The sequence below is a fragment of the Serratia sp. BNK-12 genome (genome assembly GCF_047456085.1).
GTDB classification, from domain to species: domain Bacteria; phylum Pseudomonadota; class Gammaproteobacteria; order Enterobacterales; family Enterobacteriaceae; genus Serratia; species Serratia liquefaciens.
The window spans coordinates 264,377-289,553 of the sequence record NZ_CP179896.1 but is presented as its reverse complement, the minus strand read 5'-3'; the positions used below and the strand labels follow the sequence as shown (position 1 = coordinate 289,553).

18 protein-coding genes are annotated in these 25,177 nt (G+C 56.0%); 11 read left to right on the top strand and 7 right to left on the bottom strand.

The window, feature by feature from the left end; all coding sequences use genetic code 11:
* The first annotated feature begins 169 nt into the window (after positions 1–169).
* Both ACMGG1_RS01340 and ACMGG1_RS01335 read left to right on the top strand, forming a co-directional pair.
* On the top strand, positions 170–1,846 hold the full coding sequence (locus ACMGG1_RS01340; protein WP_414161109.1) for a ShlB/FhaC/HecB family hemolysin secretion/activation protein: 1,677 nt from the start codon (positions 170–172) through the stop codon (positions 1,844–1,846).
* A gap of 45 nt (positions 1,847–1,891) precedes the next feature.
* Entirely contained in the window at positions 1,892–6,739 is a 4,848-nt protein-coding gene (locus ACMGG1_RS01335) for a hemagglutinin repeat-containing protein (protein ID WP_414161108.1), read from the top strand.
* Positions 6,740–6,775: 36 nt separating this feature from the next.
* Here the strand turns inward: ACMGG1_RS01335 and ACMGG1_RS01330 are convergent, their stop codons facing one another.
* The 6 genes from ACMGG1_RS01330 to ACMGG1_RS01305 all read right to left on the bottom strand — a co-directional run bounded on the left by ACMGG1_RS01330 (position 6,776) and on the right by ACMGG1_RS01305 (position 13,106).
* Positions 6,776–8,425 (bottom strand): Na/Pi cotransporter family protein, encoded by a 1,650-nt coding sequence (locus ACMGG1_RS01330; RefSeq protein WP_041415041.1) that lies wholly within the window; start codon positions 8,423–8,425, stop codon positions 6,776–6,778.
* A 161-nt stretch (positions 8,426–8,586) separates the two neighbouring features.
* Positions 8,587–9,579: an ABC transporter ATP-binding protein gene (locus ACMGG1_RS01325; RefSeq protein ID WP_122080351.1), complete on the bottom strand. Its 993-nt coding sequence runs from the start codon at positions 9,577–9,579 to the stop codon at positions 8,587–8,589.
* Between the two features lie 4 nt (positions 9,580–9,583).
* On the bottom strand, positions 9,584–10,369 hold the full coding sequence (locus ACMGG1_RS01320; protein ID WP_020837193.1) for an ABC transporter permease: 786 nt from the start codon (positions 10,367–10,369) through the stop codon (positions 9,584–9,586).
* Positions 10,370–10,386: 17 nt separating this feature from the next.
* On the bottom strand, positions 10,387–11,226 hold the full coding sequence (locus ACMGG1_RS01315) for an ABC transporter permease (protein WP_020837194.1): 840 nt from the start codon (positions 11,224–11,226) through the stop codon (positions 10,387–10,389).
* A gap of 9 nt (positions 11,227–11,235) precedes the next feature.
* On the bottom strand, positions 11,236–12,033 hold the full coding sequence (locus ACMGG1_RS01310) for an alkaline phosphatase family protein (RefSeq protein ID WP_262244652.1): 798 nt from the start codon (positions 12,031–12,033) through the stop codon (positions 11,236–11,238).
* An 11-nt stretch (positions 12,034–12,044) separates the two neighbouring features.
* Entirely contained in the window at positions 12,045–13,106 is a 1,062-nt protein-coding gene (locus tag ACMGG1_RS01305; protein WP_414161107.1) for an ABC transporter substrate-binding protein, read from the bottom strand.
* Positions 13,107–13,299: 193 nt separating this feature from the next.
* On the opposite strand from ACMGG1_RS01305, the gene ACMGG1_RS01300 reads away from it, so the two are divergent.
* Positions 13,300–14,010 carry a UTRA domain-containing protein gene (locus tag ACMGG1_RS01300; protein ID WP_020837197.1) on the top strand — a complete coding sequence of 237 codons (711 nt, stop codon included), beginning with the start codon at positions 13,300–13,302 and terminating at the stop codon, positions 14,008–14,010.
* Between the two features lie 36 nt (positions 14,011–14,046).
* Here the strand turns inward: ACMGG1_RS01300 and metH are convergent, their stop codons facing one another.
* Entirely contained in the window at positions 14,047–17,727 is a 3,681-nt protein-coding gene (gene metH, locus ACMGG1_RS01295) for a methionine synthase (protein ID WP_414161106.1), read from the bottom strand.
* A 363-nt stretch (positions 17,728–18,090) separates the two neighbouring features.
* Here metH and iclR point away from each other — a divergent pair, with 363 nt between their 5' ends.
* The 8 genes from iclR (at position 18,091) to ACMGG1_RS01255 (ending at position 25,167) form a co-directional block, all read left to right on the top strand.
* On the top strand, positions 18,091–18,921 hold the full coding sequence (gene iclR / locus ACMGG1_RS01290) for a glyoxylate bypass operon transcriptional repressor IclR (RefSeq protein WP_020837199.1): 831 nt from the start codon (positions 18,091–18,093) through the stop codon (positions 18,919–18,921).
* A 75-nt stretch (positions 18,922–18,996) separates the two neighbouring features.
* Positions 18,997–19,896: a GntR family transcriptional regulator YhfZ gene (gene yhfZ, locus ACMGG1_RS01285; RefSeq protein WP_020837200.1), complete on the top strand. Its 900-nt coding sequence runs from the start codon at positions 18,997–18,999 to the stop codon at positions 19,894–19,896.
* A gap of 160 nt (positions 19,897–20,056) precedes the next feature.
* A complete protein-coding gene (locus ACMGG1_RS01280; RefSeq protein ID WP_128864484.1) occupies positions 20,057–20,941 on the top strand; it encodes a hypothetical protein in 885 nt (294 codons plus the stop codon).
* 144 nt (positions 20,942–21,085) lie between these two features.
* A complete protein-coding gene (locus ACMGG1_RS01275) occupies positions 21,086–21,436 on the top strand; it encodes a hypothetical protein (protein ID WP_020837202.1) in 351 nt (116 codons plus the stop codon).
* A gap of 80 nt (positions 21,437–21,516) precedes the next feature.
* Entirely contained in the window at positions 21,517–22,692 is a 1,176-nt protein-coding gene (locus tag ACMGG1_RS01270; RefSeq protein WP_142816275.1) for a YhfX family PLP-dependent enzyme, read from the top strand.
* Positions 22,689–23,918, top strand: a complete 1,230-nt coding sequence (locus ACMGG1_RS01265) for a phosphopentomutase (protein WP_409325597.1) — start codon at positions 22,689–22,691, stop codon at positions 23,916–23,918. The genes ACMGG1_RS01270 and ACMGG1_RS01265 overlap by 4 nt, the downstream gene beginning before the upstream one ends.
* Positions 23,915–24,814, top strand: coding sequence for a phosphotriesterase-related protein (locus tag ACMGG1_RS01260; RefSeq protein ID WP_128864482.1), 900 nt, complete (start codon positions 23,915–23,917; stop codon positions 24,812–24,814). Before ACMGG1_RS01265 ends, ACMGG1_RS01260 begins: the two co-directional genes overlap by 4 nt.
* Positions 24,814–25,167, top strand: coding sequence for a DUF2620 domain-containing protein (locus ACMGG1_RS01255; RefSeq protein WP_020837206.1), 354 nt, complete (start codon positions 24,814–24,816; stop codon positions 25,165–25,167). Before ACMGG1_RS01260 ends, ACMGG1_RS01255 begins: the two co-directional genes overlap by 1 nt.
* The last annotated feature ends 10 nt before the right edge of the window (positions 25,168–25,177 follow it).

The following is a 25,177-nucleotide window of genomic DNA, read 5'->3' as shown; positions in this document are numbered from 1 at the left end:
AGCCTAATTATTATTTAGAAAAATAAAACCCACCTTCTTATTTTCCACTGGCGAATAAGAACCCCGCAATGTGATTGTCGCTCGCGATTCCGGGCCGGCCGTTGGCCGTCCGTTTATTGACCTCATGGATTGAGCAGGCCGCCCCAGCGGCTTCTCATAATGGATTACAATGATCAGAAAAACCGCCGCCCTGGCGCTGCTGTTTAGCACCGCACTCCCCGCCGTCACCCTGCCGGAAATGGGGGGGTTCTCACCGATGAGCGAATCGCGTCGCGCTTTGCAAGACGGTACGCGTGAAGTGAATCAACAAATAGAGCAGCGGCGCTACCAGCAGCTTAAACAGCAACAGTTGCTGGAAGACCCCGAACCCGCTGCACCGGCACTGCCACTTTCGGCTCAATGCCTGCCGATCGGCGGCGTGTATCTGCAGGGGATAACGCTGCTGTCGGCGAAAGATTTGGCAACGCTGAGTGCACTGCCAGAGCACTGCATCAGCAGCAACGACATCAATCGCCTGACGCGTGAATTGACCCGCTTATACCTGGATAAAGGTTATATCACCGCACGCGTGCAATTTATTCGCCCCAATGCCGAGGGTGAATTAGGCCTGCGTGTCACAGAAGGATTTATCGAAAAAATAGAGGGGGGCGATCGTTGGGTTAACAGCCAATTATTATTCCCTGGATTGGAAGGTCAGCCATTAAAATTAACCCAGCTCGATCAGGGATTAGATCAGGCCAATCGTTTGCAATCGAATAAAACCCGATTGGATATATTGCCGGGCAGCAAAGTGGGCGCCTCCATTATTCGGCTGCATAATCAACATACTAAACCCTGGTTGCTGTCCGCCACTGTGGATAATTACGGCCAGAAGAATACCGGCCAGTGGCTGGCACGCAGCACAGCAACGCTGGACAGCCCTTTCGGCCTGTCGGACTTCGCCAGCCTGAACGTTGCCGGCACGCTGGACAACCCGGCGCAACGCTATAATCGCGCCTATACCCTGCTCTATTCCCTGCCCTACGGCGCTTTCACCTTCAGCGGCTTTGCCAGCTACTCGCAATACCTGAACCACCAGCAGTTGGTGTTCAACAGCTACAAACTGCACGGCCAGACCCAACAGTACGGTCTGCGCGGCGACTATGTGTTTTATCGCGATCGCGACCAGATCAATACCCTGAACGGGCAACTGACCCATAAGCGCATCACTAACTATTTCGAAACCGTACGTATTGGCCTCGGCAGCCCAACGCTCAGCTTGTTTGAGCTGGGCGTTAACCACCTGCAGATCCTGCCTACCGGGCTGATCAGCGCCAACCTCAGCGTAGAGCAAGGGTTGCCCTGGTTTGGCGCCGACCGTCAAGGGGGGGCCGGGCTGCCCGATCCCCAATTCACCAAGGGCAAGCTGTTCGCCAACCTCAACCAACGCCTCCAGCTTGCCGGTGCCACTTACCAGTTGAGCAACTTGCTGTACGGGCAATACAGCCGCGATCGCCTGCCTGGCGTGGAATGGCTCAGCTTGACGGACCGCAGCGCGATCCGGGGTTTCAGCCGCAGCACGCTGTCCGGTGATAACGGCTGGTATCTGCAAAACACCCTTTCCCGCAGCTTCACCCTGGGCCAAAGCAGCCTCACTCCACGTATCGGCGGCGACGTCGGCCGGGTGCTGCCTCGCGATAACCGACCTTCCGGTTGGCAAAGCAGCGCGGGGTTAAGCGCCGGTGTCACCCTGCGTTACCAACGCGCCATGTTCGACGTTGAAGCCAGCCGCGGCTGGCTACTGTCCAGCCACTCAATGCCCGACGATCCGATACAGGTACTGGCACGCTTTTCGTACACCTTTTAGTTTGCGTTTTTTTGCACTACCACAGCGATATATGGAGATACATGGATGAAAAATAATAACTTCAGGCTCTCGGGAGCGGGCAAGTTAGCCGCTTCACTGGCGATCATTCTCGCCTCCCTCGGCAGCGCGTACGCCGGCGAGATCGTAGCGGCCAACGGCGCTAACGGGCCCGGTGTTTCAACTGCCGGTAACGGCGCACAGGTGGTCAATATCGTGACGCCTAACGACCACGGGCTGTCACATAACCAGTATCAGGATTTCAACGTCAACCAACCCGGCGCGGTGCTGAATAACTCGCTCGATGCCGGGCGGTCTCAGTTGGCCGGCCAACTGGCTGCCAACCCGAACCTGAACAACCAGGCGGCCAGCGTGATCCTCAATGAAGTGATCAGCCGCAACCCGTCGCTGTTGCACGGACAGCAAGAAATCTTCGGCATGGCGGCCGACTACGTGCTGGCTAACCCGAACGGCATCAGTTGCGACGGCTGCGGCTTTATCAATACCAGCCGCTCGTCGCTGGTGGTGGGTAACCCCCTGGTGGAAAACGGCATGCTGCAGGGCTACAGCACGTTGGGCAATCGCAACACCCTGAGCCTTGATGGCCGGCTGAACGCCAGCGGCGTGCTGGATTTGATCGCGCCGAGAATCAACAGCCGCGGCGAGGTAATCGTCGCACCGCTGTACGATAAAAAAAGCGATAAAATGATCTCGGCGATCAACGCCATCAGCGGCAACAACCGCGTATCGCGCGATGCACAGGTGCTCAGCAGCGAACAACCTGAGCTCACAGTCTGGGACCAGTTATTAGGTACCACGGACAGCTACTATCTTGGCAGCATGCAGGCAGGGCGCATTAATATCATCCATACCGTCACCGGCAGCGGCGTAAAGCTGGCGGGCAAGCTGGATGGCAGCGACGAAATCCGGGTGAAAGCTTACAACATCCGCACCGACAGCCAGGTCAACGACAGCAGCAGCAACCGCAATAGCGGCGAGAATTACCAAAACTACCGCGGCGGGATCTACATCAACGACCGCAGCACCGGTCAGCAACTGGCCCGCACCGAACTGAAAGGCAAAAATATCAGCCTGGTGGCCGATAACAGCAACCACCTGACCGCCACCGACGTTCGTGGCGAAGAGGTCACGCTGCAAGGCGCCAGCCTGACGCTCGACGGTCGGCAACTGAAGCAGACTCAGGGCCACACCGATGAGCAGTGGTTCTACAGTTGGAAATACAACGTCACCCGTGAGAATGAGCAGCTTCAACAGGCCACCAGCAACATTGAGGCCACGAAAAATGCCACGCTGACCGCCACCGAGCAGGATGTGACGCTGCGTGGCGCCAAGGTTTCGGCGGGCAATACATTGAACATCGACGCCAAGCGCGACGTGCAGCTCAGCGGATTGATCGAGCGAGAAAAAACCAGCGAACGCGGTAATCAGCGCAACCATACCTCCAGCCTGCGTACCGGCAGCTGGAGCAACAGCAATGAAACCGAAAGCCTGAAGTCCAGCAGCGTCTTCTCCGGCGGTGATTTGGCGATAAAAGCCGGTAATCGCGTCGTAGGCCAGGGAACCAAAGTGTACGCGTCAGGCGATCTCAAGGTGGATGCCAACGACCAAATCAATATCGGCGTACAAAAAACCGCCAATGAGAAAACCGTTCGCGACAATAAAACCTCATGGGGCGGTATCGGCGGCGGCAACAACCAGGACAACAGCAACCGTCGCGAAGTCAGCAACGCTTCTCAGGTGACGGCCGACGGCACCCTGTGGCTGAACGGCAAACAGGGCGTGACCATTACCGGCAGCACCGTGAAGGGCGCCAAAGGCGGTTTTGTCGCCGCCACCGACGGCGGTCTGCGGATCGATAACGCCCTCAGCACCACGGTTGACAAGGTGGATGCCCGTACCGGTACCGTCTTCAATATCACCAACAGCTCGCAAAAGTCCAATAACAGCCACCAACAGTCCACCGCCAGCGAATTGGTTTCCGATACCAACCTGCAGTTGGTCAGCAAAAAGGATACCGACGTGGTGGGCAGCAAGGTGACCAGCACCGGTAAGCTGGAAGTCAATGCCGGCGGTAATATCAATGTCAGCAGCGGAGAACAGCAGCAGCACATTGATGAGCAAAAAACTGCCCTTGCCATCAACGGCTATGCCAACGAGAAAAGCGACAAGCAATACCGTGCCGGTTTACGTATTGAGCATACCAGCGACAGCGAGAAAACCACCCGCAGCGAACAACAGTCATCAACGCTGAGCGGCGGCAGCGTCGCGCTGAAAGCAGACAAGGACGTGACCTTCAGCGGATCCAAACTGGTGACCACCCAAGGTGACGCCAGCATCAGCGGCGACAACGTGGCCTTCCTGGCAGCCGACAACAAGACCACCAGCGATACCGAAAAAACTAAAATCGGCGGCGGAGTCTACTACACCGGCGGCATAGATAAAGTTGGCTCCGGCATCGAAGGCGGTTACGAGAACAGCAAGACGCACTCACAAAGCAGCAAGGCGGTGACTTCCGGCAGCGATATCGCGGGCAATCTGACGATTAATGCCAAAGACAAACTGACCCAGCAAGGTGCGCAGCACCAGGTTGGCGGCAAATATCAGGAGAATGCCAACAGCGTTGATCACCTGGCCGCCGTCAACAGCGAAAGCAGCAACACCACTAAAACCGACGTCGGCGTAGACATCGGTGCCAACGTCGATTACAGCGCCGTCACCCGCCCGGTAGAGCGTGCGGTAGGGAAAGTCGCCAAGCTGGACGCCAACGGCGTGATTAACGAAATCGGCGGCATCGGCGCACCGAATATCGGGCTGGATATTGGCGCCCATGGCGGCAGCAGCGAAAAGAGCAATAGCAGCTCCCAAGCCGTAGTCAGCAAAATTACCGCCGGATCCATCGACGTAAAAGCCAGCGGAAAATTGCAGGATACAGGTACTCAGTATCAGGCGACTCAAGGGAGCGTAGCGCTGACAGCCGATAGCCACCACAGTGAAGCGGCGAAAAACAGCCAGCAGGAAAGCAGCAGCGAAACCCGCGGCGGCGCCAGCGTGCGCGTTTATACCACCACCGGCAGCGATCTGACCGTCGATGCCAAAGGCGAAGGCGGCAATAAGCACAGCGAAAGCACCGGCAGCCAGGCCGTGACAGGTAGCATCACCGCCGCCAATGGCATCGACATCAAGGTCAAGCAAGACGCGGTGTATCAGGGTACTTCGTTGGAGGCCGGCGACGGCAAGGCGAAGGTAAAAGCGGAAGACGGCAACATCCGTTTCGACCAGGCCACCGATACCAGCCATGAAAGCCACAACGGCTTCAATGTCAAAGTGTCGGCCAAAGGCGGCACCACACCGGAAACCAAAAGCTTCGGCCTTGGGCTGGGTGGCGGCTACAGCAACGGGAAGAGTGACGGCAGCAGCGCGCAAGTCAGCAACATCGGCGGCAAACAGGGCCTAGAACTGGATGCCGGCCGTGGGCTGACGCTGCAAGGCAGTAATGTCACCAGCCAGGGCGACGTTTCGCTGAAAGCGGGAGACAAGGTCGCGCTTCAGGCAGCCCAATCGCAGCAGACCCGCAAGGACGATACGCTCTCCGGCAATATCGATATCGGCGGCAACAGCACCGATAACGACAAAAAGAGCGCGGGCGGCCTTTCTCTCGGCGGCGCGTTTGACATTGCCAAGGTAGATGAGACCTCGACGACCCAGCAAGGTGGCAAAATCACCAGCGGCGGCGCGGTAACCATTACCGCCAAAGGCAACGACGCGCATGCTCTGCATCTGCAGGGAACCAAGGTCAAGGGCAGCAGCGTTGGCCTGAACGCCGAGAACGGCGGCGTGGTGCTGGAGTCGGTGCAAAACCAGGAGCAGAAAAACAACTGGAACCTGGGGCTGAAGGCTAACGCCAAAGGCGGCCAATCCTTCAATAAGGACGCCAACGGCAAGGTGGATACCACCAGCGGCAGCGACACCCATACCCTGGGCGCCGGTGTGAAAGTCGGTGTCGATAACCTGCAAAAAACCACTCAGGGCAACAGCCTGATTAGCGCAGGAGAAGTCACGATCAACAGTGGTAAAGACACCCAGTTGGCCGGCGCCCGAATCGATGCCGACAGCGTGCAAGGCAACATCGGTGGCGATCTGCGCGTCGAAAGTCGCAAAGACAGCGAAAGCAGCGTGAAGGTCGATGTGGATGTCGGTCTGAGCCACACCAACGACCCGGCCAGCAGCATAACCAGCAAACTGTCGAAAGTGGGTACCCCGCACTACGCGGGTAAGGTGAAGGAGAAGCTGGAGGACGGCATCAACAAGGTCGCTGACGCCACCACCGACAAGTACAACAGCGTAGCTCGTCGCCTCGATCCGAAGCAGGACACCACCGGCGCGGTCAGCTTCAGCAAGGCCGAGGGTAAGGTCACCCTGCCGGAAACGCTGGTCGGCGAAAAAGAAAAGGGGCCACTGTGGGATCGCGGCGCTCGCTTCCTGGGCAACAAATCCAAAGAGAGCCTGACCGGTCCTGCCGGGCTGCAAGGCCAGTTCAAGGTCAAGGCCGACGTAGTCAATAACGATGCGGTAGGCGTGCAGTCGGCCATCAATGGGAAAAATGACGTTGCGCTCAACGTTCAGGGCACCACTCGTCTCACTGGCGGCGAGATCCGCAGCCAGCAAGGTGAAGTGACGCTGGGTAACGGTAAACTGGAACAGCAGGACGTGGCGGGCAACCGCTATCAGGGTGGCGGTCATCTCGATGCCGCTGCCTCGGCAGGCGCACTGCTGGGCATCGCCGGTAAAAGCGTGGTGAACCTGGAGACACCGGTCGGCGGTTATATCAATAACCAGGCCGCCGATGCCAAAGCGGGGGTCTTTTCGGGTAAATAACTGAGGTACTGCCCCCGGCCACGCCGGGGGCATGACTTACAGCGTGCTGGGCGTATCCTCCCACTCACGCTCATCATCCTTTTCATCTTGATCCAGCACGTTATATGCCACCGCACAGAACAGTGAGTTCAGGCGTTTCATATCCCCCAACAGCCCCAGGTGCAGAGAGCTGGTTTCAATACTTTGAACGTTCTGCTGATGCAAGCGATCAACGTGCGCATGGGCGTAACGACGATCCAAAATCCGGAACCGATGCTTGGAGCGCCGCAGCCGTTTGGCGCTGGTAAGGTCTCCGGACAAGAACACCGACAGTCCCAGACGCAGATTGCCTATCAGCCGCTCATGCAACGCATCCAGTTCGGCCAGCCCTTCGGTGGAGAATGCTCGCCGCGCCGCGTGTGATTTCGCCCCCACGTCCCCGGCCATGCGCTCGATAATGTCACCCGCCTGTTCCAGATTCAGCGCCATCTCGATGATTTCCGCCCAGCGCCGAGAGTCTTCCTCGCCTAAATCCTCTTTCTGGATCTGCGCCAGATACAGCTTGATGGCGGTATAAAGCACGTCGACGTCATCATCCAGCCGGCGAACCTCTTTATCCTGCCCCTGCTTACCGTGCAGCACTTCGCGCTGCAGAATCATCATGTGCTCCACCACGTCGCCCATACGCAGGGTTTCACGTGCCGCGTTGGCCAATGCCAGCGTCGGGGTATCCAGTGCACTGGCATCAAGGTGCCGCGGTCGCAATCGGGGATCGTCCGCCGCCACGTCGGCAATCAGCGTTTCACACAGGCGCGCCATCGGCCCGGCCAACGGGATCAGCACCAGGCAACGGATCAGGTTGTAGAACACGTGGAAGTAGATAACCAACTCTTCGTTGCCGCCAGGCAACCGAGTCATCACGTCCGCCAGATAAGAGACAAACGGCAGCACCAGCACACAGCCCATCAGCTTGAACAACAGGCTGCCGAGCGCCACCCGACGACCGGCGGCATTCTGGCCGCTGGTATTGATCATCGCCAACAGACCGCTGCCAAGATTGGCACCGATCACCAGGCACAGCGCCACCTTCAGCGAGATCACCCCGGAGGCAGTCAGAGTGGCAGTCAACAGTACGGCCGCCAGGCTGGAATAGCTGACAATGGCGAACAGCGCACCGGTCAGGGCATCCAGCATCACATCACCGGTCAGTGACGAGAACAACACTTTCACACCCGCCGCCTGGGTGATTGGCGTCGCGGCGGCAACAATCAGCTCCAGCGCCAGTACGATCAGCCCGAGGCCGATACACACGCGCCCCATTTGCCCTACACGGGTTTGCTTGCGGCTGAGAAACAGAAAGACGCCGACCAGGATCAGCAGCGGTGACAGCCAGGAGAGGTCAAAGGTCAGTATTCGCGCCATCAGCGCGGTACCGACATCGGCGCCGAGCATAATCACCAGTGCGGGCGTCAGTCCCACCAGCCCTTGCGCGACGAAAGAGGTCACCAGCAACGCCGTGGCGTTACTGCTTTGCACCAGCGCGGTCACGCCGATACCGGAGACGAACGCCAGCGGTTTTTTCTCTACGCTGTCGCTCAATACCCGGCGCAAATTAGCGCCGTAAACCCGCATAATTCCGGTGCGCACGATGTGGGTACCCCACACCAAAAGGGCAACGGAAGAAAGCAGGTGAAGAAGGGTCAACACGGAAGGAACGCTCCCTTCACGCCCGGCAAGACACAGCAGGCTATCCTGCCTGCCAGGCGTGCATAAAGGCAGGACAGCGGCAACAGGCTGCAGACCGCTATTGGAGGGTTAACGCAACGGCAGGAATTACCCTGGAGTTATCATTGAATGCCGCAGCGATGTCATGCAACTTCCCGTAATGTAACAGTTTCTAAGTGTAGTCCAATTTCACTGCCGTCGGGCCGCAAATCTTCGACCGAACGGTTGAGCACGTCGACCAGCAGCTCCACACCGCGGGCCCGTACCCGATAGCGCACCACGTTGCCCAACAGGCTGTGGTTAAGGATCACCGCGGCAATCCCCTGCCCGGCAGGCACCAGGGTAATGGACTCTGGTCGAACAGCTACCTTACCGTGGTAAGGGCTGCCGGTCAAAGTCGTCGCCTGTTCCGCACTCAACAGGTTGTAGTTGCCGATGAACCCGGCGGCGAAGACGTCGGCCGGCTGGGTATACAGAGTTTCCGCGTCACCGCTTTGTACGATTTGTCCTTTGTTCATCAAGACAATGCGATCCGACAGCGTCAGCGCTTCTTCCTGATCGTGGGTAACGAAGATGGCCGTCAGGTTCAGTTCACGCTGGATCCGACGGATCTGTTCGCGCAGGTGCTTACGAATACGCGCGTCGAGTGCCGAAAGGGGCTCGTCGAGCAACAGCAGCCGCGGACGGGTCACCAGCGAACGTGCCAGCGCCACCCGTTGGCACTGTCCACCGGACAACTGATGCGGATAGCGTTTCGCCAGCTCAGTCAGCTCCACCAACGCCAGCACCTCTTGCACCCGCTGCTGGATCTGACCGACCGCCAGCTTTTGCATTTTCAGCCCGAACGCGACGTTGCCCTCAACGGTCATGTTCGGGAATAACGCATAGCTCTGGAACACCATGCCGATACCGCGCTTTTGCGGGGGGAGCGGTACCAGATCCTGGCCCTGCAGCAGGATCTGTCCGCTGTCGACCGGGGTCAGCCCCGCCAGACAGCGCAGCAACGTCGATTTACCGCAGCCGCTCGGCCCGAGCAGCGTGACAAACTCGCCCTCCTCGGCGGTGAAGTCGATATCCTGAAACACCTGGGTCTGGCCATAGTGTTTATTGAGGCGGGTGACATTGAGGTAAGCCATGCGGTTAGCCCTTATTTTTATTCAGCAAATTCGCCAACCAGGTGACAATCAGCACCACGGCGAAATAAGAAATGACCAGTGCGCTGGTGAAATGGCCGCTGCCGTTACGCATGTTGTAGAGGTAAACCTGCAGCGTTTCGTATTGGCTGCCCACCAGCAGGTTGGCGAAGACGAATTCACCAATCAGGAAAGAGAACGACAGCAGTACCGCAATCATCCCGCCCTTACGCAGGTTCGGCAGCACCACCAGCAGCGCCGCCTGCCAGGTACTGGCGCCCAGCAGATGTGCGGCGTCCATCAGATCGCGCAGGTTGATCGCCTGCATGTTGTTGCTGATGGCACGGTAAATAAACGGCAGCGTAATGGAAAAATAGCAGCCGATCAGGATCCACGGCGTGCCCAGCAGCGGCAGCGGATCGGCGGCGAACAGCTGCATCAACCCGACCGCCGACACTACCGGCGGCACGGCAAATGGCAGCAGGATCAGCACGTTCATTACCGCATCCAGTTTGGGAAAATAGTAAGCAATCACAAACATCGTTGGCAAAATCACCACCACCGCCAGCACCAGGGTGCCAAAGCAGATCAGCAGCGAGTGCCACAGCGCCAGCAGGAAGCGGGGATCGCTCCATAAGGCCACCAACCATTTCAGGGTAAAGCCGTCCGGCAGAATAGTCGCGCCCCACTGGGTGGCCAGCGCATAAATCAGCGTCGCCGCCAGCGGCAACAGCAGGATCAGCAACAGCAGACCGCTTACTACGCGGTGATAGCCGGTTTCAAAGCGCGACATGGCCGCCCTCCGCAACATTATGAGCGCGCATTGAGGTAGCTCCTGCGCAACAGCCATTGATGGATCAGAGTAATAAACGCCATCATCACCACCAGCAGCATGGCCAGCGCGCTGGCCAGGTTAGGGTCGAGGGAGATATCCCCCGCGACCAGCGCCGATATGCGGATCGGTATCACGTTGAAATTGCCGGTGGTCAACGCATACACCGTGGCATAAGCCCCCAGTGCGTTGGCCAGCAGGATGACAAAGGTGCCCATCAACGCCGGCGCCAGCACCGGCAAGCCAATATGCCGCCAGTAGCGCCACGGACTGGCGCCAAGCAGCGATGCCGATTCGCGCCAGTCCTCGCGCAGCGCGTCAAACGCCGGGTACAGCAGCAGCACGCCCAGCGGGATCTGGAAGTAGGTATAAAGTACGATCAGTCCGGTTTTGGAATACAGGTTGAAGCTTTCCATCAGGCCATATTTGCGCAGCAGCAGCGTCAGGCAGCCGTTCAATCCCAGCAGAATGACAAAGGCAAACGCCAAGGGGACCCCGGCGAAATTGCTGGTCATGTTGGTAAACGACATCACAAAATCATGAAACCTTGTCTGACCGAGCCGGCGCAGTGAGTAACTGCCCACTAACGCAATCAGCAGCCCATAAACGCTCGACCAAAGAGAGATCTCCAGCGAGAACTGAAACGCCTGCAAATAGAACGGCGAGGTCAGTACGTCAACATAGTTGCCCAGCCCCCAGCCGCTGGTCTGGCTGAAAAAGCTGCTGACGGCAATCCACACCAGCGGCGCAATTTGAAACGCGCCGAACAGCAGGATAAACGGCAGTAGGCACAGCGCGGCAATCCACTTAGCTTTCATGGCTCACCCTTAGGCCAACAGCGCACGGCAACGCGGCTTGTCGTGCGGTATCTGCAGCACTTCGCACAGGGTGCCACACAGGTCGGTTTGCTGCGGATTAGCGTCGCTCTGGCTGAAGGCGTCACCGAAGACAAACAGCGGCACCTGTCGCTCTTCCGGCAACACGCCGCCGTGGCTGCGATCGTCATTCATACCGTGATCGGCGGTGACCATCACCTGATAACCCGCATTCAGCCAGTCGGCCAAATAGCGCGACAGTACGCCGTCGGCGTTGCGCGCCGCATTGCGGTACTGCGGCGATGACAGGCCAAAGCGGTGCCCTGTGTCGTCAATGTTCATCGGGTGGATCAGTAAGAAATCGGGTTGATGACGGCGGCGCAAGCTTTCCGCATCGTCAAACAGGTGAGAATCCGGGTAATGGTCGTCGTAATAAAAATGGCCGTGCTGGATCGGCAGCTCGGCATCGTCGGTATGGCGATCGCGCGCGGGGTCGAACGGGGTACGATTGTACAGCTCACTGAACCAATGATAGGCCGCTGCCGCGGTAGTCAAGCCCGCGGCACGAGCGTAGTGAAACACGCTTTGCTGATGCGAGAGGCGTGACACCTGATTATGCACCACGCCACTCTCCACGGGCGGCACACCGGTGAGGATGCATTCGTACAGCGGTCTGGAGAGCGAGGGCAACTCGCTCTCCAACTGATACAACCGTCCGCGCCCTGCCGCACATTCGGCCTGCAGATAGCCCATGGCGTCGTGTGCCACCTGATAGTTCAGACCGTCCAGCAGCACGAGGATAGTTTTCATGATGGTTTAACTCACTGCTGCATAAACATAATGACGTTTTCCTGCCACTGGCGCGGCAGCGTTTTGGCACTTTGCTCCCAGGCCGCCGGATCGGCGATCGGGTGAGCATTCTTATACTGTTCTGCTGGCAGCAGCTTGGCTTTGACATCGTCTGGCAACGTCAGGTGTTCCGCTCGGATTGGACGCGCATAGCCGCGCGCCAGGTTGATTTGGCCTGCGTCTGAGAAAATGTATTCGCGTGCCAGCTTGGCGGCATTCGGGTGTTTGGCGTATTTGTTGATAATGGTGGTGTAACCGGAAGTGATAGATCCGTCAGAGGGGATCAGCACTTCAAAGCGGGTTTTGTCGATCTGGTCGCGGTAGTTCAAACCGTTAAAGTCCCAAACCACCCCCACCTGCACTTCGCCTTTTTCCAGCGAAGCGATCACCGGGTTGCTCAGGCTCAGGCGCCCGGCCTTGGCCAGCTTGCCGAAGAATTCCAGACCCGGCTTCAGGTTCTTTTCGTTCCCGCCCATCGCGTAGGTTGCCGCCAGCACGCCGCTGGCCGCCTGCGAAGCGGTGCCGACGTCACCAATAGTGACCTGATAAGTGCCCTTCAACAGATCCGCCCAGCTGTGAGGGATCTCTTTCACCTGTTTTTTATTGATAATGAAGGCGATGGTGCCGGTATAGGCCAGTGCCCAGTGGCCGTCCTTGTCTTTGGCCCAGTCAGGTACCTGTTCCCAGGTGGAAGGTTTATACGGCTGGGTCACCCCTTTTTGTACCGCGATAGGGCCGAATGCCGCGCCCACGTCACCAATATCCGCCGTAGCATTGCTCTTTTCCGCATCAAACTTGGCAATTTCCTGCGCCGAGCTCATGTCGGTATCGACATGCTTCAGGCCGTACTTGCTCAGCAGATCCTGCCAGGTATCTTTCCAGTTAGCCCAGCTGTCCGGCATGCCGACGCTGTTGACTTCCCCTTCCTTCTTGGCAGCCTGTCCCAGCGCCGCCAGATCGGAATCGGCTGCCCAGCTCATTTGACTGGTCAGGACAATGGCACTGGTTAACACAGAAGCGCACAAACGTTTCATAACTGATGCTCCGGGTGGTAGTGTGGGAGTGGCTGGACTAGTCCAGCAAGAACCAAGCCAATCTAACGGACGAATGTGATAATTATATGTCAGTCTAAAAAAGCAGCGGTTTTATCGCATTTGGCGTGTTCGACAGCCCTTCGCTGGTCTACCTTTAGCGGGGATAAACGCACTAAAATGGGGCACCTGTTGCATGAGTGAAGTATCGACAACCGTGGCGGCCATCTGCCAGACGCTGAACGCCCGGATCGCCCTGGGGGAGTTCAGCGCCGACGGCAAATTGCCTTCGGAACGTGCTCTGAGCGAACAGTTTTCCACCACCCGTATTACGCTGCAGGAAGCGCTCGGTCAGTTGGAGGCGCAGGGTGTGATCTACCGTCAGGTGAGGCGCGGCTGGTTTATCTCGCCGCCGCGGCTGATTTACAACCCTCTGCAGCGCAGCCACTTCCACGCCATGGCGCAACAGCAAGGGCGTGATGCCCATACCGAAGTGATCGACAGCGCCACCGTGCCGCTGCGCGAAGATCTGAGCCAAAAACTGGCTTTACCGTCCGGTAGCGAGGTCTATCGCATTCGTCGGTTGCGCTACATCGATGGCCGCGCGGTGCTGTATTGTGAGCACTACCTCAACCCGGCCTACTTTGCCGGCATTCTGGAGGCAGATTTAACCCAGTCGCTGACCGGGCTGTATGCCGAACGCTACGGCATTCGCTACGGGCGGGTACGTTTCGATATGCTGCCAACCCTGCTGTCGCAGGAAGCGGCAGCCATGCTGAAGGTCACCTACGGCAGCCCGGCGTTATTTATTACCCGGGTTAACCGCGATCAGCACGATCGGGTGATTGACTGCGATTTGGAATACTGGCGATACGACGCGCTGCACATTGACGTCGAAGCGTTGTAATGACATGGGCGCATTGCTGCGCCCATCAAGAAAGGATCAGTCGGCGTCGTAACCGAGATTAGGCGCTAACCAGCGCTCAACCTCGCCGACGCTCATGCCTTTGCGCGCCGCATAATCTTCAACCTGATCGCGCTGGATCTGCGCCACCGCGAAATATTTGCTTTGCGGGTGGCTGAAGTACCAACCGGATACCGCCGCCCCCGGCCACATGGCGAAGGACTCAGTCAATTCCATGCCGGTATGATGATTAACGTCCAGCAGTCGCCAGATCTCCGCTTTCTCGGTGTGCTCCGGACAGGCCGGATACCCCGGCGCCGGACGAATGCCCTGGTAATTTTCGCGGATCAGCTCTTCGTTACTCAGGTTCTCGTCGCTGGCAAAGCCCCAGTGCACCTTGCGCACCTGTTCATGCAGGTACTCGGCGAAAGCCTCCGCCAAACGGTCGGACAGCGCCTTCACCATGATTTTATTGTAATCATCGTGCTGCGCGTCATAGGCCGCCGCCAGTTCATCCTCTTCCAACCCACCGGTCACTGCGAAAGCCCCGAAGTAGTCGGCCTTGCCGCTGCTTTTCGGCGCGACGAAGTCGGCCAGGCAGTAGTTCGGGAAGTCGGTTTTTTCGGTCTGCTGGCGCAGATGGCGGCTGACCACCAGCACCTCATCGCGATTTTCGTCGCGATAAACTTCGACATCGTCACCGACCCGGTTAGCCGGGAACAGGCCATAAACGCCGCGCGGGTTGAGGCTGCCGTTAGCGGCCAGCATATCCAGCATCTGGTTGGCGTCAGCAAACAGCCGCTTGGCTTCTTCCCCCACCACTTCATCTTCCAGAATGCGCGGGTATTTGCCCGCCAGCGACCAGGTCATAAAGAACGGCGTCCAGTCGATGTAATGCCGCAGCGTCTCGATACTGGCTTCGACCGGGTAAACGCCCAGTTGCTTCGGTACCGGTGGCTGATAATTTTCCCAGTCCAGCACCATGGCATTCGCGCGCGCTTTCTGCAGGTCAACCGGCGGAGTTCGCGGTTTCTTGCGTGCGTGCTGAATGCGGACGGTTTCGTATTCTTTACGGGTTCGCGCCACAAAATCGTCGCGCTGAGCGCTGGAAAGCAATGCCGACACCACGCCCACGGTACGCGAGGCATTTTGTACGTAGGTGGTTGAGCCGCTGTAATTCTGCTCAATCTTCACCGCAGTATGGGCCTTGGAGGTGGTAGCGCCGCCGATCAGCAGCGGCAGGGTAAAGCCCTGACGCTCCATCTCTTTCGCCACGTTGACCATCTCGTCCAACGACGGGGTGATCAGTCCGGACAGGCCGATAATATCCACATTTTGCTCGCGCGCGGTTTTCAGGATTTTCTCCGTCGGCACCATCACGCCCAGATCGACAATTTCATAGTTGTTGCACTGCAGCACCACGCCAACGATATTCTTGCCAATGTCGTGCACGTCGCCCTTCACCGTCGCCAGCAGGATTTTGCCTGCCGTTGAGCCCTTTTGCTTGCTAGCCTCAATGTACGGCTCCAGATAGGCCACCGCCTGTTTCATCACGCGGGCGGATTTCACCACCTGCGGCAGGAACATCTTGCCTTCGCCGAACAGATCGCCGACGACGTTCATGCCCGCCATCAGTGGCCCTTCGATCACTTCGATCGGGCGATCCGCCCTCTGTCGGGCCTCTTCGGTATCGAGCTCGATAAACTCGGTTATGCCTTTTACCAGCGAGTATTCCAGCCGTTTTTCGACCGGCCAGCCGCGCCATTCCGCCTGCTGCACTGCTACTTCATTGTCTTTGCTGCCGCGGTATTTCTCCGCCAGTTCCAGCAGCCGTTCGGTCCCGTCGTCACGACGGTTGAGGATCACGTCTTCCACCGCATCGCGCAGCTCAGCCGTCAGATCGTCGTAGATCGCCAACTGCCCGGCGTTAACGATCCCCATGTCCATGCCGTTGCGGATCGCGTGATACAGGAACACCGCGTGGATCGCTTCGCGTACAGGATCGTTGCCGCGGAATGAAAACGACACGTTGGACACGCCGCCGGAAATCATCGCGTGCGGCAGGTGAGTTTTGATGTCGGCACAGGCTTCGATAAAGTCGACGGCGTAGTTGTTATGCTCTTCAATACCGGTAGCAACGGCGAAAATATTCGGGTCGAAAATAATGTCTTCCGGCGGGAAGCCGACGCGCTCGGTCAGAATTTTATAGGCACGGCGGCAAATCTCGAATTTGCGCTCGCGCGTATCGGCCTGGCCCACTTCGTCAAACGCCATCACCACCACCGCGGCACCGTAACGACGCACCAGCTTGGCATGGTGAATAAAGGCCTCTTCGCCCTCTTTCATCGAGATGGAGTTAACGATGCCTTTGCCCTGAATGCACTTCAGGCCTTTTTCGATCACCGACCATTTGGAGGAGTCGATCATGATCGGCACCCGGGCGATATCCGGCTCACCGGCGATCAGGTTGAGAAAACGCACCATCGCCGCTTCCGCGTCGAGCATCCCCTCATCCATGTTGATGTCGATAATCTGGGCGCCGCTTTCCACCTGCTGGCGAGCAACCGCCAACGCTTCGCTGTATTTCTCTTCTTTGATCAGCCGCTTAAAGCGTGCCGAGCCGGTCACGTTGGTACGCTCACCCACGTTGACGAACAACGTTTTGGCATCGATGTTTAGCGGCTCCAGCCCCGCCAGACGGCAGGCCACCGGGATCTCCGGCAGTTTGCGCGGTGGCACGCCCGCCACGGCCTTGGCCATGGCAGCAATGTGCTCCGGCGTGGTACCGCAGCAGCCACCGATGATATTCAGGAAGCCGGCTTGCGCCCACTCCCCAACCTGCCTCGCCATCTCTTGCGCATCCAGATCGTATTCACCGAACGCATTAGGTAAACCGGCATTGGGGTGTGCAGTGACGTAGCTTTCCGATATACGCGACAGTTCGGCAACGTATTGACGCAGTTCATCCGGCCCCAGCGCACAGTTCAGGCCAAAGCTCAGCGGTTTGACGTGGCGCATCGAGTTATAGAAGGCTTCGGTGGTTTGACCGGACAGGGTTCGGCCGGAAGCATCGGTGATGGTGCCGGAAATCATGATCGGCAGCGAAACGCCCAAGGCTTCGAATTCGGTTTCCACCGCGAAGGCGGCGGCCTTGGCGTTCAGGGTATCGAAGATGGTTTCGATCATGATCAGATCGACACCGCCCTCCACCAGCGCACGCGTCGACTCGCGGTAGGCTTCCACCAGTTCGTCGAAAGAAACGTTACGAAAAGCCGGATCGTTGACGTTCGGCGAAATAGAGGCGGTGCGGTTGGTCGGCCCCAGCACCCCGGCCACATAGCGCGGCTGCTCTGGGGTACGCGCAGTCCATTCGTCTGCGCAGGCACGTGCCAGGCAGGCGGCCTGATAGTTAATCTCGGCGGACAGCGACTCCATATGGTAGTCGGCCATGGCGATGGAGGTGGAGTTGAAGGTATTGGTTTCGAGGATGTCGGCTCCCGCTTCCAGATAGCCGTAGTGAATGGCGGTAATGACCTCGGGCTTGGTCAGCACCAGCAGGTCGTTATTGCCTTTCAGATCGCTTTGCCAGTCGGCAAAACGCTCACCGCGAAAGTCGCTCTCTTCCAGACGGTAGCTTTGGATCATGGTGCCCATGCCGCCGTCCAACACTAAAATTCGCTGCGCTAACTGCCGGCGCAGTTGTTCTACTCGATTCACCACCCCTTATCCCCTTTATCTTTCAAGCCACTGCTATATTGACCCCTATGTAAAATTATCGGGTCACTATGTCACCATCACCCATACCCTAGGGATTTCAAGTTGCGGCTAGGCGCCCAGCCTGTTCATCCTCAGGAGCTTACTAAGGTAAGTGACTGGGGTGAACACGTGCAGGCAACAACGCTGCGGCTTGAAAGACGACGGGTATCGGTCATCCTAGCACAGGTTGTGCCGCTAAAGGGGCGAGCGGTTATTGAGAGTTTTTCAGGTTGTCTGGCAACACATCCGATGAGCTGATTGACGGCTTGCATTTCACACGTAAAAAACGAAAATGAATTCCATCATACGGAAAAAGGAATGTGAATCATGGTCACCCCCGTTCCCGCCAAACGTGGCAAGAAGCCCCGCGCTGCATCTCCAAGCGCCAGTGCGGCAACCGGTCAGGTACAGTCGCTGACCCGTGGCCTGAAATTATTGGAATACATTGCCGAAGCCCAGGGCAACGTGGCGCTGACCGACCTGGCCCAACAGGCGGGGTTACCGAACTCCACCACTCACCGTCTGCTTTCCACCATGCAACAGCAAGGGTTCGTGCGTCAGGTCGGCGATCTGGGTCTGTGGACTATAGGTTCACACGCCTTTGTGGTGGGCAGCAGTTTTCTGCAAAGCCGTAATCTGCTGGCGATGGTGCACCCCACGCTGCGTCGCCTGATGGAAGAATCTGGCGAAACGGTTAACCTGGCTGTACTGGATACCAGCGAGTACCAGGCGATTATTATCGACCAGGTGCAATGCACCGCGCTGATGCGCATGTCTGCGCCCATCGGCGGCAAACTGCCGATGCACGCCTCCGGTGCCGGCAAAGCTTTTCTGTCCACCCTGCCGGACGATCAGGTCACCAAATTGCTGCATAAAAAGGGCATGCAAACCTATACCCAGCATACGCTAACGCCGCACAACCTGAAGGAAGGGCTGGCGCAGATCCGCAAGCAGGGTTTCTCGTTTGACGATGAAGAGCATGCGCTGGGTCTGCGCTGCGTGGCGGCCTGCATTTTTGACGAGCACCGCGAAGCCTTCGCTGCCATTTCGATTTCCGGCCCCGTATCGCGCATCACCGACAACCGCGTGATTGAGCTGGGCGCCTTGGTGATCCATGCCGCAAAAGAGATCAGCCTGGAATACGGTGGCGTACGTTAAAGTGGAGCAATGCCGTTGCATTAAACCTTCAAATAATCGAATATTAGACGTTTTATCGCCCCCAACGAGCCGCCAATGAGAGATAAATTCATTAAGAAAGAAGGTATTGCGCTTATCCAACTCGCCAGATATTTGCTGGATGAGAAGCCGATGAACCGGTTACGCACTATCGATGAACTCTCTGAAAGTTTTGGCCTTTCCGTCGGCATTGTGCAAAACGCACTTAAATCGCTGGAAAGCAGTGGCTGCATTCAGTTGGAACGGCGCGGCCGCAACGGGACGCAATTAAAACAGTTAAACTATCAGGCGCTCCTTACCCAGGCCGATATTGGCAATATTGTTTGTGCGATGCCACTGCCCTACACCAAACTTTATGAGGGCTTAGCCAGCGGTCTGAAAATACAGTTTGGGCAAATACCGCTTTACTACGCGCATATGCGCGGAGCCAGCGTACGTATCGAATGCCTGCTGGATGGTATCTACGATATGGCCGTCGTATCCCATCTGGCCGCCAGACAGGTCTTACAGGAGGGCAAAGCCCGTATTGCGCTGGAGTTAGGCGCGGGATCCTATGTTTCAGGCCACCAGATGGTTTACCGCCGTGGCGAAGAAAACAGCATCCGTCGTGTGGGCTTGGATCCTCGCTCGCCAGATCAACGTCAATTATCCGAACTCTATTTCCAGGGGCAAGAGATCGAATATGTCGATACGCCTTATCACGACTGTTTAAACCAAATAGAAAAAGGCAATATTGATTCAGCTATCTGGAACCTGGTGCAGAACTTTGCCAGTGACACCCTGGACGCGATCCCCTTGCAAGGTCACCCTTCCTATATTCAAGCCTCTGAAGCCGTGCTGCTTATTCGCAGCGATGACGCTCTCATTCAGCGCCTTGTGGCACGTCAGGTTGACAAGAAGCAACTGCTGCAACACCAGAAAAATGTCGTTTCGGGAAAGGAAGAACCTTTTTACTGATTAGGCTTTGTATATAATTAATGCCAGCCGTTATTTACAGCTTTCCGATAATAAAACCCTTCATGCCATATTAATACCTTTAAAGAGGTATAAAATAACCGCGTTAGTTTGTTCCGGAATCATATCCAATGTGTCAGGAATAGAGATAAGGAATGTGAAAATGAAACGCGAAGATAAATATAATCACGGTGACTACACTGATTTTCTAACGGCAATAAGAACCTTTGAATGCTCTATTGATCCTAAAGATGCCGACTATTATGACAAGCATTACGAAGATGACAAAGCAGTAACCTATCAACAAGTTGAGTATCCAGGTCGCGTAATTCGCGATAAAAATGGCGTTCCCCTGCACAGCACCACGTCAATAAAAGGCTATTTCATTAAGCTTGGCGTTGATAAACTCTATACGCGTGGCTCCAGCGATCCTGAGATGTTTCGCCAGATGCAGTATGCTGTGATGAATTATCTGGGTTTTGTCGGTTATCAATTCAGTGAGCATGACCTTTGGGATCTTGGTTATTACTCCCATTATGATAATGAACAGCTCCCCATGTACTATTCAGATGTCGACGTCAGCAATTGGTCCAATGGAGTGCGAGAAAAAATAATGGATCTTCCGGACGGGAAAATCCATGTTACCGACGTGAATACCTGGAAGGGGACATTTACCGGCAAACATGGCATCAATTCTTTCGCCGATGTTATCGATCCGGATAAGCAAGAATTTATTGCCCTCGACCATTTCGACAATAAATACCAAAATATTGTTTTGCAGTTAGCCGACCATGGCAAAACCCTGAATGATTATCTGGGGAGTACGCTACGCTGGAGTGAATGCCAGCCCAAATTAGCCCCACCCGGTGGCCGTCCTGATGAGGTAACCCTCACTTTATCCGGCTTACTGGCCGGCGCTCATTTACGTGGGGCGGAAGGCGTTGTCGCCCTGTTGGTCAAGCATGAAAATCATGCTGATGAGAACAAAACGGCCATATTGCAGTATGTCTATGATTTTGGCGGCTACAGTACGCCTTATGACCAGTAAATCCGGTATGAGATTGGCAGGCGTCGGGTATGGCGCCTCATTATAATTTGTGATCTTGTTCAAGTAATAATCGCTTCCCCGTTGTCGTCCGTTATGCGCTCACTTACCATTTCATTTATATATTCAAAAAAATGAGGATATAAAATGATACACCAGGGCCTGAACACGCTGCGACAAGCCAAAGTGATTGATGAAGACATTTATCAGGGAATGCTGGCCGTCGTCGAACAACTGCAACAGCATTGCCAATGCCCCTTACCCGCAGAGCAAGGCTGGTTGGCGATCGCACACATGGCCAATGCACTAATGCGTTGCCGGCAGCAGCAAACCGTCTCACCGTTGGACAACGAAATATTGGCGGAAATAGCGGAAGCAGGGAAATTGGAAGTGTTGCGCGAGCTCAATAATGCCCTGATGAAAAACTTTACCCTCGAACTCCATCCCGATGAAGAAGGCTACCTGCTGGTCAATTGGTACAGCTTGAGCAAAGCATAATCGCCATGAATAATTTCTCTTAAATATTCAAATAAATGAATATTTTCCACAAGGATGACAAACCAGGAGTAAAGGGAACGATGTTTATTACTGCATTACAACGTCAGAATCCTGCGCTGATCGGCACTGCCGTATCACTGTGGCAACAGAGAATCCTTCGCCCGGATAGCTACGTGATCGATGTTGATACCGTAGAGGAAAACGCCCGACACATATTGCAAATCGCTCAGCAGCATCACCTGACGCCTTATGTCATGAGCAAACAATTTGGCCGTAACCCTTGGTTATGCCAACGCATTATCAATCAGGGTTTTCCGGGCGCCGCCGCTGTCGATTTCAAAGAAGCGCAGCAGCTAATGCAGCATCGCGTTCCCTTGTGCCACGCAGGGCATCTTGTCCAGATCCCTGACGGTGAGATCGCCGCCATTCTGAAGCAGCGGCCAGAAGCGATCACCGTCTTTTCGGTTGAAAAAGCCCGCAGCGTCGCTGAACAGGCAAAAAAAATAGGCATCACGCAATCTTTATTGCTGAAAGTCTATCAGGAAGGCGACCTCCTCTACCCTGGGCAAGAGGGCGGCTTTCTGCTTGATGATGTCGTGGCCGCCGCCAGACAAATAGCACAGCTGGGGCATGTACAGGTGGTCGGCGTCACCCATTTCCCTTGCCTGCTTAGCCACAAGGCCGGCGATACCCCACAGACAACCCCCAACTTTGCCACCCTGATTGAAGCTGTGGCTCGCCTGCGTCAGGCCGGCTTCCAGATATGCCAAATCAATGCCCCCTCCGCCAATAGCTGCTCGTCGTTGCCGATGCTCGCACAGCTTGGCGTGACCCACATTGAGCCGGGGCACGCATTCACAGGAACCTTCCCGGCGAACGTTTTTGGTACTGAGCCAGAACGCCTGGCAATGCTATATCTGACTGAAATATCTCATCATTATAAAGAGCTCAGTTTTTGTTATGGCGGCGGGCACTATCGCCGCAGCCACGTCCAACACGCGCTGGTGTTCACCCCTGATGGTCAGATGAGCCAAACCGAAGTGGTGCCGCCGGAGGACCACAGTATTGATTATTACCTGGGGCTACGCGGGACCTTCCCTATTGGTAGCGTAGTCATCATGTGTTTTCGCACACAAATTTTCGTTACCCGCAGCGACGTCGCCATGGTGTGCGGTATTTCGCGGGGTGCCCCGCAGCTTGCCGGGGTATTCGACAGCCAAGGTAACAGACTCAGCCATTCAGGAGATGCCCGGTGAAAAAATTTGTGGTTATTGTTTTAGATGGCTTCGGTATCGGCGCCATGGACGATGTCGCCCACCAGCGCCCTCTTGATATTGGGGCCAATACCTGCGGCCACATCTTGCAAAAATACGGCCTGCTACGGCTGCCGACATTAGAGAAGCTGGGCCTGATTAACGCTTTGGGATATCAGCCAGACAATGTCATGCACCCCAATCCGGCGGCAAACTACGGCAACGCAAATTTGCAGCATCAGGGGGCCGACTCCTTTATGGGGCATCAGGAAATCATGGGCACTCGCCCTGACATCCCGTTATTGATGCCCTTTTCTCAGGTCAGGGAACAGGTGGCTTCGGCGCTCAATAAGGCCGGGTACCAGGTTGAACGTGTCGCGGTCGAGGATGGTTTATGCTACCTGCGAATTAACGGATGCGTCGCCATCGGCGATAACCTCGAGACCGATCCCGGACAGGTTTATAATGTGACTGCCAATTTGGATGCCATTGATTTCGCCACCGTTCGCACCATTGGTGACATCGTTCGCAGCCAGGTTCACGTCGGCCGGGTGATTGTCTTTGGCGGCAACATTGGCAGTAATACCGCTTTGCACAATGCCGCCGAAACCCGCGCAAAGCGCTATGTCGGGATCAATGCCCCCAAGTCAGGCGTCTATGGCCATGGCTTTACCGTTGTCCATCTCGGTTATGGCGTCGATGCAAGCCAGCAAACCGCCGCCAGTTTGCACTCATCAGGCGTGCCCACGGTGTTAATCGGCAAAGTCGCAGATATCGTCATCAATCCTCACGGAACAAATTATCAGGGCATTTCAGATTCGGAAGAGATCATGCAATTGACCTTGCAGGCGGTCGAACTGCCGGGACAGGCCTTTATCTGCACCAATATCCAGGAAACAGATCTGGCCGGCCATGCCGAAAACAGCGATCGCTACGCTGAGCGATTACAAGTCGTTGACGGTTACCTGGCGCAATTACTGGCTCGACTCGGTCAAGATGACGCCCTGGTGGTGATGGCCGACCATGGAAATGACCCGACGATTGGTCACTCGCGCCATACCCGAGAAAAAGTGCCATTACTCTTCTGGCGCCCCGGCGTTCAAGGCGTCTATTTGGGCGAACGCTCAACCCTGGCTGATGTCGGGGCTACGGTCTGCGACGCATTTGGCGCTCCGGCACCTCAAAACGGCCATTCGTTCTTCCCGCAAATGAATAAGGGACAACCATGAATCCTTCATCGCAATTTGATCGACGTGGCTATACCTATGCGCACGAACATCTGCATATTGATCTGTCGCCGTTCAAACAGAATATTGATTGCCGATTGGATTGTTACGCACTCCTCGTGGATGAAATGAAAACGCTGGTCAATAAAGGCGTATTGAACCTGGTTGAGGTCACGAACCGCTATATGGGGCGTAATCCTCAATTTATGCTGGATTTGATGCAAGAAACCGGCATAAACATCCTGGCATCAACCGGTTACTACCAACAGGATTTCTATCCGCCACATGTTGCTCAGCGCAGCGCGCAGCAGTTGGCGCAAGAAATGATCGACGAGATTGAGCACGGCATTGACGGCACAACGCTTCGCGCCAGCGTAATTGCAGAAATTGGCAGCAGCGAAGGCACCATTACCCCAACGGAAGAGAAAGTATTCCATGCTGCTGCCCTGGCACATTTAGCCACCGGAAAACCCATCTCTACGCATACCAGTTTCAGCACCATGGGATTGGAGCAGTTGCAGCTATTAATGCGCCATGGTGTATCCGCCGAACGTATTGTTATTGGCCACTGCGATTTACGCGATCAGTTGGACACCTTGCTGAGGATTACTGAAACCGGCGCTTTTATTCAATTCGACACTATCGGCAAAAACGATTACTACCCGGACGAAAAGCGCGTGGCGACATTGCTGGCACTTTCTCAACGCGGACTATTGAGCCAGGTAATGCTTTCCATGGATATCACCCGACGTTCCCACCTGGCCGCAAATGGCGGTCTGGGATTCAGTTATCTCATTGATAGATTCGTCCCCATGCTGCTGCAAGCTGGGATATCACAACAAGATATTGACCATATGCTGTGCACCAATCCAAACACTTTCTTCAGAGGACAAGAATAATGAAAAAGATCGGTATTGCAGGTTTACAACGCGAGCAAATTAAACAAGCTATCGAATCAGCCGCCCCCGGTAAATTTGAGTGCTTTATTCAAAATGACATGGAAGCGGCCAGTAAAGTCAAAAGTGGCGAACTGGATTACTTTATTGGCGCCTGTAATACCGGCGCCGGTGCAGCGTTATCCATCGCTATTGCGATTATCGGTTATAACCGCTGCTGCACCATTGCCAAACCGGGAATACAGGCAAAAGAAGAACAAATAATAAAATGGGTCAACGAAGGCAAAGTGGCCTTTGGCCTTTCGGTGGAACATGTTGAACATGCCATCCCGATGCTGATGGGTCATTTGAATTAAGGGGGTATCC

Coding starts and splice junctions, on each gene's coding strand:
- ACMGG1_RS01340 (WP_414161109.1), top strand. CDS start 170: ATGATCAGAAAAACCGCCGCCCTGGCGCTGCTGTTTAGCACCGCACTC.
- ACMGG1_RS01335 (WP_414161108.1), top strand. CDS start 1,892: ATGAAAAATAATAACTTCAGGCTCTCGGGAGCGGGCAAGTTAGCCGCT.
- ACMGG1_RS01325 (WP_122080351.1), bottom strand. CDS start 9,579: ATGGCTTACCTCAATGTCACCCGCCTCAATAAACACTATGGCCAGACC.
- ACMGG1_RS01320 (WP_020837193.1), bottom strand. CDS start 10,369: ATGTCGCGCTTTGAAACCGGCTATCACCGCGTAGTAAGCGGTCTGCTG.
- ACMGG1_RS01315 (WP_020837194.1), bottom strand. CDS start 11,226: ATGAAAGCTAAGTGGATTGCCGCGCTGTGCCTACTGCCGTTTATCCTG.
- ACMGG1_RS01310 (WP_262244652.1), bottom strand. CDS start 12,033: ATGAAAACTATCCTCGTGCTGCTGGACGGTCTGAACTATCAGGTGGCA.
- ACMGG1_RS01305 (WP_414161107.1), bottom strand. CDS start 13,106: ATGAAACGTTTGTGCGCTTCTGTGTTAACCAGTGCCATTGTCCTGACC.
- ACMGG1_RS01300 (WP_020837197.1), top strand. CDS start 13,300: ATGAGTGAAGTATCGACAACCGTGGCGGCCATCTGCCAGACGCTGAAC.
- iclR (WP_020837199.1), top strand. CDS start 18,091: ATGGTCACCCCCGTTCCCGCCAAACGTGGCAAGAAGCCCCGCGCTGCA.
- yhfZ (WP_020837200.1), top strand. CDS start 18,997: ATGAGAGATAAATTCATTAAGAAAGAAGGTATTGCGCTTATCCAACTC.
- ACMGG1_RS01280 (WP_128864484.1), top strand. CDS start 20,057: ATGAAACGCGAAGATAAATATAATCACGGTGACTACACTGATTTTCTA.
- ACMGG1_RS01275 (WP_020837202.1), top strand. CDS start 21,086: ATGATACACCAGGGCCTGAACACGCTGCGACAAGCCAAAGTGATTGAT.
- ACMGG1_RS01270 (WP_142816275.1), top strand. CDS start 21,517: ATGTTTATTACTGCATTACAACGTCAGAATCCTGCGCTGATCGGCACT.
- ACMGG1_RS01260 (WP_128864482.1), top strand. CDS start 23,915: ATGAATCCTTCATCGCAATTTGATCGACGTGGCTATACCTATGCGCAC.
- ACMGG1_RS01255 (WP_020837206.1), top strand. CDS start 24,814: ATGAAAAAGATCGGTATTGCAGGTTTACAACGCGAGCAAATTAAACAA.